We start from the raw sequence: 9306 nt of genomic DNA on the forward strand, positions 1-9306 counted from the left end.
GCGATGCTCACGTATCCACAAACGAATGGTTTCGGGGTGAATGTCGTACATGCGAGCAAGCACCCCCACCTTAACGCCAGCCAATGCTTCCTTAACAATTCTAAGCCGTGTTTCTTCCTTTAACCTTCTTCCCATCCCGCTCATCTCCCTTATCCCTAGTTTAAAACATTGTAGGGAGGGACTCCAATTTGATTAGGGGGCCTAGGAGTTTGTACATCTATTTTTTAGCGACTCGCACCACTTGATGGAATGCCTGCAAATATGCAGGTAAATGCAAGGCGCAAGCCTGAAATTCGGCTAATGGCGTAAAATAACTGCACTTTTGCATCTAACCTGCTCAAAAGGGTCGAAACCCGCGGAAAAAGATGTATATTTGCAGGCGTTGCAGCGAAACACGATGCTGACGGCGATACGCCGGCCTGTCGGAACGGTTGTCGGAACGGCTGTCGGAGCGGCTGTAGGAACGGCTATCGGAGCGGCTGTAGGAACGGCTATCGGGATAGCTGTCGGCTGTCGGGATGGCTGTTGGAACGGCTGTCGGAACGGCTAACGGACGAACCAGCGACAGACGTTCCGAGCGGCGCCCAGTTTTCGGATATCCGCAAAACCTAAAAAGGATCGTCAGGGCGATCCTTCCCTGGCGATTTTTATTAAGTTCGGCCCGGTGCCTGCACCGGGCCTTTTTCACGTCCGGAACCAAGGTGCAATAAGTTCAGAATCGGCGGCGGCGTGCTGAAGATTTTCCCCTGGCAGCCATTGGGGCGAGACGGAGACTGCGGAATAATGTACGACGGATATCGTAATGTAAGCGGTTACCCGAAATCTTGGCGACAGACATAATGGAGTAGCAAGAGGCGGTACGAATCGGCCGTGCCGACGTCATCTCCGTCTCTCCAGCATCCGTCCAATCGAGAGGGGATCGTAAGAGACATGAAAGCAAAAATGTATACGACGGCTACAACCCTTGTCCTGGCAAGCGCAATCGGACTGACCGGCTGCGGCTCAAGCGGCAACAACGGCAACGCGGGCAGCGGCAGCACCGCTTCAAGCTCCGCCTCGAGTTCTGCCTCAAGCTCAGCATCTAGCGCGGCTTCGAACGCGGCCTCAAGCGCTCCAGCTACGACCAGCGGCAAGAAGGTCGAGATTACCTTTTGGAATACGTACAATCAGACGTCTGCCGAGACCAAGCAGCTGCAGGAGGTCATCATCCCTGCATTCGAGAAGACGCATCCCAACATCCATGTCAAAAACGTGCCGATGCCGACGGAGAGCTTCAATCAGAAGCTGCTCGTATCCGCTGCCGGCGCGCAGCTGCCGGACGCGGCCCGAATCGATATCGTCATGACGCCGCAGCTCGCCAAGCTCGGCACGCTCGTCGAGCAGGACGCGCTGGAGGGCTTTGACGAGCTGAAGAACAAGGTATTCCCGGGCCCGCTGTCCACGAACCTTTACCAAGGCAAGACGTACGGCATTCCGCTCGATACGAATACGAAGGTTATCCTGTACAACCCGGAAATGCTGAGCAAGGCGGGCATCGACGCGCCGCCGAAAACGATGGACGAGTTCGTGGACGCGCTCGGCAAGCTGTCCGGCGGCAAAGGCAGCAGCGCGACGTTCGGCTACATGCTCGCCTCCGATCTGTGGTGGCTCGGTCCGTGGGTATGGAGCAACGGCGGCCAGATCCTGAGCGAAGATCTGACGAAAGCGACCGGCTACATGAACGGCGAGAAAACCGTCGCCGCCATCGAGAAGCTGGCGCAGCTCGGCAAGGACGGCAAGGTGACAGGCTTCCACAACGGCGATCTCGGCGGTACCGACGGTCTCGCCAAGGGCAAGTATGCGATGATCGACGACGGCCCGTGGGCATTCGACGTGCTCAAGAAGCAATACCCGGACTTCAAATTCGAAGCGGCGCAATACCCGGCCGGCGAAGGCGGTTCGATCGGCGTCGTAGGCGGCGAGAACTTCGTGATGTTCAATACGTCCGATGCCGATCATCAAGCCGCCGCCTATGAATTCGAGAAATTTATGCTGTCGGACGAGGCGCAGGTGGCTATGGCGAAGGTCGGCCAGATGCCGGTCGTCGCGAGCCTCGCCGACAATCCGGACATCAAGGCGATCACGTACTTCGCGCCTTACCTGGAGCAACTGAAGACGGCGCAAGGCCGTCCGTCCACGCCGGCTTACGGCCAGGTCGACAAGTTCTTCTCCGACGCCGTGACCAAGGTGCTGCTCGGCAAAGCGAAGACCCAACAAGCGCTGGATGAAGCGGCGAAGCAGGCCGATGCCGTCCTCGCGCTTTAATACGGCCCGCTAAAACGTGCACATCACCCCTAGCGCTGCCCAAGGTGCGCGAACGGGTGATGTGTATTCATTTCGCAAAGGAGGCGCCACTGCATGGAAAATTCGCTTACGCTCAAGTCCAATGCCGCCACGAGGAAGCCTGGGAGGAGCTGGCTGCGCAGGCACTACGGCATTTATTTGTTCGCGCTTCCCGCGATCGTGCTGTTTTTAACCTTTTCGGTCTATCCCATCCTGTACTCGTTCGTCAAGAGCTTCACCGACTGGCAGCTGCTGGGCGCCAGCCCATTCGTCGGCCTGCGCAACTATCGTACGGTGCTCACCGACCCGACCGTGGGCATCGCATTCAAGAACGCGCTGCTCAACTTTGTCGTCTCCATCCCGATCCAGGTCATATTCGGCCTGCTCCTGGCCATCGTGCTGGACCGGCCGATCCGGGGCCGCGGCTTCTTTCGGGCGCTGTTCTACATTCCGGTGCTCGTCACCTGGATCGTCGTCATCCAGATCTATATGTATATGTTCAACAAGGATTACGGCCTTATCAACTATCTGCTCATCAAGTCCCATCTCGTCAGCGACGGCATCGACTGGCTGGGCAGCCCGACCCGCACGCTCGTCTCCGTGTTCGCGATGGGGGGCTGGAAGGGCGTCGGCTGGGCGATGCTGATCTTTCTGGCGGGACTCCAGTCCATTCCGACCGACCTGTACGAGGCGTCCGGCCTCGACGGAGCCAGCAAGTGGCAGCAATTCCGCTACATTACGATTCCTGGCTTGCGCAACACGACCGTCTTCGTCATCGTGCTGCTGTCGATCGGCGCGTTTAACGTATTCGATCAGGTGTTCCTGCTGTTCAACGGCGCCGCGCCTTCCGATTACGACGTGCCGCTCAGCAAGATTTACAACAAGGCGTTCAGCGATCTGAACTTCGGCTATTCGGCGGCGCTGTCCTACATCATGGCTGCCGTCATTATCCTCATCAGCCTCATCCAGTTCAAGCTGCTCCCCAAAAACGGCGGAATGGAGGGTTAACCATGGGACTGCGCAACCGTATCTTCATCACGAAAGCCCTGCGATATTTCGTCCTGATCGTCTTCGCCGTCATTACGATCCTGCCGTTCTGGAACATGATCGTCGTCTCGCTCAAGCCGTTTCAGTTTGCGATGTCCTATCCGCCGCAGATCATTCCGAGCGATCTGACGTTCGCGAATTACAAGGAAGCCTGGATAACCGGCAGCTTCGGTCATTATTTCAAAAACAGCTTCCTGATCACCATCGCGGCCACGATCGGAGGCACGCTGGTCGCCTGCATGCTGGCGTTCGCCGTCTCGCGCTACCGCTTCCCGGGCCGCCGGATTATTTTCGGGATGTTCATCGGCACGATGATGATTCCGGGCATCACCTTTATCATTCCGCAATATTTGCTGCTGAAAAACCTTCATCTCCTCAATTCCTATACGGGACTCACGCTGCTCTACATCGCGGGCTCCATCCCGTTTCATATGTTCCTCTATAAAGGCTTCTTCGACGACATCCCCAAGGAGCTGGAGGAGGCGGTCATTATCGACGGCGGCAACCGCTGGACTTTTTTCAGCAGGGTGGCGCTCCATATTTCCCTGCCGGCCGTCGCCACGTCGGTCATCATGCTGTTCAACGGCAACTGGGGCGAATTCCTCGGCGCCTTGACCTTCATGAGCGATCCCGAAAAATGGACCCTGCCGGTCGCCATCCGGATGCTGCAGGGCGCGCACACGACGGAATACGGGCTCATTTTTGCCGCGTCGATCATCTCCATGCTGCCGATCATCGTTCTGTTCCTGACGTTCCAGCGCTTTATCATCAAAGGAATTGCCGCAGGCGCCGTCAAGGGCTGAACGCAGTCCGCATCGACGACCCTACGCTCCGATAGAGAAAGCCTTCCAGCCGGATACAGCCGGCCGGGAGGCTTTTCTATTTTCAGAAACCGCCCCCGACGATGGTGCATTATATTCCGCCTCCGGTATTTATTCATCCTTCAATCGTACCTTGGAAAGGTTTACAATGAGGGATGAAAGGGCTCTAGAAAGCAGGTGACGACGCCTTGTTCCGTTTCAAAATCGCGAATCGTATCGCGACGCGGCTAATTGTGCTGCTGCTTGCCGTCATCATGCTGCCGACGATTTTTATCGGCGTCTTTTATTACCGGACCTCATCTACCATCGTAAAAGAAAACGTTCGGCAATCCTCGATTCAAGTCGCGCAGCAGGCGGCGGATTCGCTGTCCAATATACTCAATGTCGGGAGCGATACTTCCGACCTGGTCTACAGTCAGGTGGCGATCCAGGAGAAGGTGCAGCAGGAGAAGCCCAAGACGCCGGACAGCGTCAAGGTGGCGAACAAAATCTACATCAACAACTTTTTAAATACGATCATCTACTCCAGCTCCTTTGTAAAAATCATCTATATTCTGGAGCCGACCGGAACGAGCTGGGGGAGCGGCATCTTTAATCAGGCCAAGGTCGACCGCTATAACATCCGGAGCTTCGGCTGGATCCGGGAAGCGGAGCGTATGAACGGCAAGCTGGCCTGGACGACCTTGCAGAACGACAAGTTCAGCGGCGCAGGCGACAATACGGCGCTCGTCATTCCGGCCGCGCGGGTGCTCAAGGATTTCAAAACGATGCGCAACATCGGCTACATCGTCATCAATGTCGACGGCGAGGCCGTGCTGGACAAGATTAGCCAGATCCGGCTCGGCAAAACGGGCCATTTCTTCGTCACGGACGAGCAGGGGCGGGTGATGATCGACCGCAACCGGGAAGCGATCGGCGATTTTGTGGAAAATGAGGCGCTCGGCAAGGCGCTGCTGCAGCCGGATCGGGAATTCGAGTATGCGCAAGCCGGTACGCCTTATTATGGCGTCAAGCAGCCGTTATCCAACGGCTGGTGGATCGTGGGCGTCGTTCCGCTCAAGGAAGTGACGGGACAGCTGGAGTCGCTGCAGCGGTCCGTTTTTGTATGGAGCGGCGGCTTCGGTTTGCTGGCGATGGTCATCGGACTTTTTTTCGCCCGGCGCATTACGAAGCCGATCGGCCAGCTAACGGCGCAGATGAAGCGCGTCGGCGAGGGCGACCTCTCTGCCAGAACGGCGATCCGGTCGGGCGACGAGATCGGCCAGATGAGCAATCAGTTTAACCGGATGCTCGGCCGGCTCGACCGGCTGATGAGCCAGGTCCGCGAGGAGCAGCAGAAGAAGCAGCGTGCGGAGATGCGCGCGGTCATGCATCGGATCCATCCGCATTTCATGTTCAACACGCTCAGCACCATCAAGTGGCTTATCAAGCTTGGAGACAACGACCGCGCGTACGAGGGGCTGTCGGCATTTACGCGGCTGCTGGAAGCGAACATGGGCAAAAAAGGCCATATGGTGACGCTTGAAGAGGAAATCGAGATCATCACGAAATTTCTAGCCATTCTCGAGCTGCGTTACAGCCTCCCGTTCGAGCTGGACGTCAGGCTCGGACCGGGCGTCGCGGACTTTTCGATCCCGCGCATGCTGATCCAGCCGCTCGTCGAAAATGCCGTCTTCCACGGTTTTGTGTCCGACAATCGCGGCGGCACGATCCGTATCGAAGCAGCGGATACGGGCGCGTGCATAGCGATCCGCATTTCGGACGATGGCCGGGGCATGACGCCGGAGCAGCTCGCCCTGGTGACGACGGCCGGCTCGCCGGACAATGCCGGCACCGAAGCGGGGATCGGTTTCAGGCACGTACGCGAGTGCATCGAGCTTTATTTTCCGCCCGGCTCCAAAATGAACGTCCAAAGCGTCGAAGGTCAGGGGACCGTCATCGCCGTCACCCTCAACAAACCTCAGCAGCAGGAACAAGAACATCAGGCGGAAGGGGAGGCAGCGGATGTTGAACGTGATGATCGTCGATGACGAGCCGATTATTCGGCTCGGTATCAAGGCATCGATCGAGTGGGAGCGGCTGTCGCTCCGCTTTGCCGGGGAATACGCGAACGGGGCGGAGGCGCTGAATGCGCTTCGGGAAACGCCGGCGGATATTCTGATTACGGATATCAAAATGCCGCTGATGGACGGGCTGGAGCTGACACGGCAGGCGAGAGCGCTGCGTCCGTCGACCAAGGTCATCCTGATCAGCAGCTATAACGATTTTGATTATGTCCGCCAGGGAATCGTGCTTGGCGCCAAGGATTACATTCTAAAGGCGACGATGGAGCCGGAGGAGCTCAACCGGGTCATCGGCGGGTGCGTCGAGGCCATCCGGCAGGAAGCCGAGACCGCGCACAAGCTGGACCTGTACCGCAAGGGCGAAGACATGCTCAGCAGGCGGCAGCTGGAACAGAACATGAGACGCCTGCTCGCCCAGGAGCAGGAGGGGCTGGAACGCCAATTCGGCGAGCGCTTCGAGACGGGCTATCTGCTCGTGCGCGCAGCGGTAGATCGTCTGGACGACCTCCTGCAGCAATACGGACAGCTGCACGTCGGCATCTTGATGGACGATCTGAAGGAAGTCTTCTACCGCCATTGTCCGGGCGGCATCGGCTTTGTATCCGGCGAAGGAGAGCTGCTTCTGCTGCTCGACCGCGCGCATGAAGGCGCGAGCCGGGTGGCGGCGTTAAAGAGCGAGCTGGAGCGCGAGGGCGGCGTGTCTCTGTCCGTCGGATACTTGGAGCGGGGAACGCCGGGCAGCTGGTCCGAGAGCTGGGAATGGACGCGTCAAGTATATGACCGCCGGTTCTTCGACGGCGCCGCCGGCATTCATGGCCGGGACGATGCGGAGGACGGGAAGGAGCAAGACGACGTCGGGCAGTCGCGCCCGGCTTCGCCTCCTCCTCCGGAAGATACGGGACTGCGCGTATCCGAGCTGCTGCTCAAGTGGGGACGGATGAAGCACGACATGAAACGGGTGAAGCAGGAGGCCAGCGAGCTATTCTCACGCCTGTTTGTCCGCCGGCTCGAGCCGGCGCTGCTGCTGGCGTACTATCACCAGTTTATGAAGGCGGAAACGCTGCCGGAGCTTGGCGAGCTGCTTGAAAACGGGATGCGGGACGGCGAGCAGCTTCCGCACGCAGAACGGACGAGCGTCAGCGGGCTCATTGTCCATAAAGCGATGGCCTACATCCGCGAGAATTACGCCCGGGAGCTGACGCTGCAGATGGTAGCCGACCACGTTCACATTAGCCGCAACTACTTCAGCGTGCTGTTCAAGAAGCAGACCCAGCACAATTTCATCGATTATATCATCCAGCTTCGCATCGCGAAGGCGAAGGAGCTGCTGGGCGACCGGTCGGCCAAGGTCTACGAGGTGGCCGAGCTGACGGGCTTTAACGATGTGAAATATTTCAGCAAGCTGTTCAAAAAAATGACGGGGAGCACGCCGGCGGACTACCGGGATAACGGAGCGGCCGGCACGGGGAGCGAGTCGCATGACTAAGCGCCTTGCAGCCCTTATTTTTCTGCTGCTCCTGGCCGGCTGCGGCTCCCCGCAGTTTATCGACGGACCGCTGCCCGGCGAGGCGACGCCTCCGGCCCGGGAGGAGATCGTCATCTGGCATACGTACAGCGACGAGGAAACCAGAATTTTTGAAAACGAGGTCATCCCCGCGTTCGAGCAGGCATATCCGGGCATTCGCGTGACGCCGGTGCGTCAACCGTATAGCCTGGAGCTGAAGTCGACGATTATTGCGCGGGCGACGTCGGGAAAGCCGCCCGATCTGGTACGGATGGACATCACCTGGGTGCCCGAGCTTTCCAGCCTGGGCGTGCTGTACCCGGTCGGCGACCTGCCTGATTTTAAGGCGGCTGCCGGCCGGCTGCAAGCCGTCACGATGGACACGAACAAATTCAAGGGCCGCTATTACGGCTTGCCGCTCGATGTCAATACGCGCGTAGCCATCTATAACCGCCGGCAGCTGGAGCGTCTCGGCATCGATACGCCCCGGTCGGTGGACGAACTGGTGCAAGCCGCCCGCAAAGCCAAGCTTCCGCTGGGGCTGGACGGGCCTTCGCTCTGGTCGCTGCTGCCTTACTTTTATGGCATGGGCGGGCAGGTGATGGACCCGACCTATACGAGGGCGGACGGTTATTTGAACAGTCCCGCGAGCATTGCCGCGCTGACGCGGATCGTGGCGCTGACGGACGAAGGCGTGTTCGACCGCAACCTGATACTGGGCCGTGGCGACCGATGGGAGGCAGTATTAAAGGGGAACATGCTGATGGCCGACGACGGGCCGTGGTTCTATTCCGTTCTCTCCACGTCGCAGAATAATAAGTTCGACCTGGAAGGCGATACGCTGGTGACGCCGTTCCCCGGACGATCGGTCATCGGCGGCGAGAACCTCGTGATTCTGAGGGACACGCCGCATCTGGAGGCCGCCTGGACGTTCATGAAGTGGATGACGGGCAAAGCGGCTCAGGAGATGATGTTCAAGGCCGGACAGCTGCCGACAAACAGCGAGGCCGGAACGTCCGCGACCGCCCAAGGCAATGCGTTCGTTGCGGCCACGATGGAGGGGGTCAAAAACGCGATGCTCCGTCCGCCTATCCCCGACGATATCGAGATCGAAGACCTGTTCTCCAACTACATGCTGCTCGTTTTTACGAAAAAGCTGACCGTCGCCGAAGGGCTGAACCAAGCGGCGGCCGCGATCGACGCGGTCGTACGGGCTAAATAAAGAGCGGCCGGCAGGCTCGAACGGCCTGCCGGAGACTCTGTACCGCCAGGACTTCCGCTGGAACACCTTTGCCTCGCCATAGCGGAAGAAACTTCCGCTAACCCCTCTGCCGGAGCACCTTTGCCTCGCCATAGCGGAAGAAACTTCCGCTAGCCCCTCTGCCGGAACACCTTTGCCTCGCCATAGCGGAAGAAATGCATCTAGAATAAAAAGTGGACACCTACTCAAGCGAATTATGATAATAGAAATATCGAGGAGGTGTTCACTTTGGGTGAACAGCGGCAACGGTTTAACGAAGAGTTCAAACAGCGTACAGTGAAGTACATT

At 58.4% G+C, this 9306-nt stretch carries 7 protein-coding genes; 6 read left to right on the forward strand and 1 reads right to left on the reverse strand.

The window, feature by feature from the left end:
* Nucleotides 1-144 (reverse strand): transposase (locus ACFOTD_RS34340; protein WP_378124513.1); only part of this gene is annotated, 144 nt, incomplete at its 3' end.
* Nucleotides 145-930: 786 nt separating this feature from the next.
* On the opposite strand from ACFOTD_RS34340, the gene ACFOTD_RS34350 reads away from it, so the two are divergent.
* The 6 genes from ACFOTD_RS34350 (at nucleotide 931) to ACFOTD_RS34375 (ending at nucleotide 8979) form a co-directional block, all read left to right on the forward strand.
* Nucleotides 931-2304, forward strand: coding sequence for an extracellular solute-binding protein (locus ACFOTD_RS34350; protein ID WP_378124507.1), 1374 nt, complete (start codon nucleotides 931-933; stop codon nucleotides 2302-2304).
* Between the two features lie 93 nt (nucleotides 2305-2397).
* Entirely contained in the window at nucleotides 2398-3330 is a 933-nt protein-coding gene (locus tag ACFOTD_RS34355) for a carbohydrate ABC transporter permease (RefSeq protein ID WP_378124508.1), read from the forward strand.
* A gap of 2 nt (nucleotides 3331-3332) precedes the next feature.
* Nucleotides 3333-4172, forward strand: a complete 840-nt coding sequence (locus ACFOTD_RS34360) for a carbohydrate ABC transporter permease (RefSeq protein ID WP_378124509.1) — start codon at nucleotides 3333-3335, stop codon at nucleotides 4170-4172.
* A gap of 206 nt (nucleotides 4173-4378) precedes the next feature.
* Entirely contained in the window at nucleotides 4379-6220 is a 1842-nt protein-coding gene (locus ACFOTD_RS34365; RefSeq protein WP_378124510.1) for a cache domain-containing sensor histidine kinase, read from the forward strand.
* Nucleotides 6195-7739 carry a response regulator transcription factor gene (locus ACFOTD_RS34370; RefSeq protein ID WP_378124511.1) on the forward strand — a complete coding sequence of 515 codons (1545 nt, stop codon included), beginning with the start codon at nucleotides 6195-6197 and terminating at the stop codon, nucleotides 7737-7739. The genes ACFOTD_RS34365 and ACFOTD_RS34370 overlap by 26 nt, the downstream gene beginning before the upstream one ends.
* The gene (locus ACFOTD_RS34375) at nucleotides 7732-8979 is read left to right on the forward strand and encodes an extracellular solute-binding protein (RefSeq protein WP_378124512.1); all 1248 of its coding nucleotides are present in this window, start codon (nucleotides 7732-7734) and stop codon (nucleotides 8977-8979) included. The genes ACFOTD_RS34370 and ACFOTD_RS34375 overlap by 8 nt, the downstream gene beginning before the upstream one ends.
* The last annotated feature ends 327 nt before the right edge of the window (nucleotides 8980-9306 follow it).

It is taken from the genome of Cohnella sp. GCM10012308 (assembly GCF_042649185.1).
In the GTDB taxonomy this organism is placed as follows: domain Bacteria; phylum Bacillota; class Bacilli; order Paenibacillales; family Paenibacillaceae; genus Cohnella.

Coding starts and splice junctions, on each gene's coding strand:
- ACFOTD_RS34350 (WP_378124507.1), top strand. CDS start 931: ATGAAAGCAAAAATGTATACGACGGCTACAACCCTTGTCCTGGCAAGC.
- ACFOTD_RS34355 (WP_378124508.1), top strand. CDS start 2,398: ATGGAAAATTCGCTTACGCTCAAGTCCAATGCCGCCACGAGGAAGCCT.
- ACFOTD_RS34360 (WP_378124509.1), top strand. CDS start 3,333: ATGGGACTGCGCAACCGTATCTTCATCACGAAAGCCCTGCGATATTTC.
- ACFOTD_RS34370 (WP_378124511.1), top strand. CDS start 6,195: ATGTTGAACGTGATGATCGTCGATGACGAGCCGATTATTCGGCTCGGT.
- ACFOTD_RS34375 (WP_378124512.1), top strand. CDS start 7,732: ATGACTAAGCGCCTTGCAGCCCTTATTTTTCTGCTGCTCCTGGCCGGC.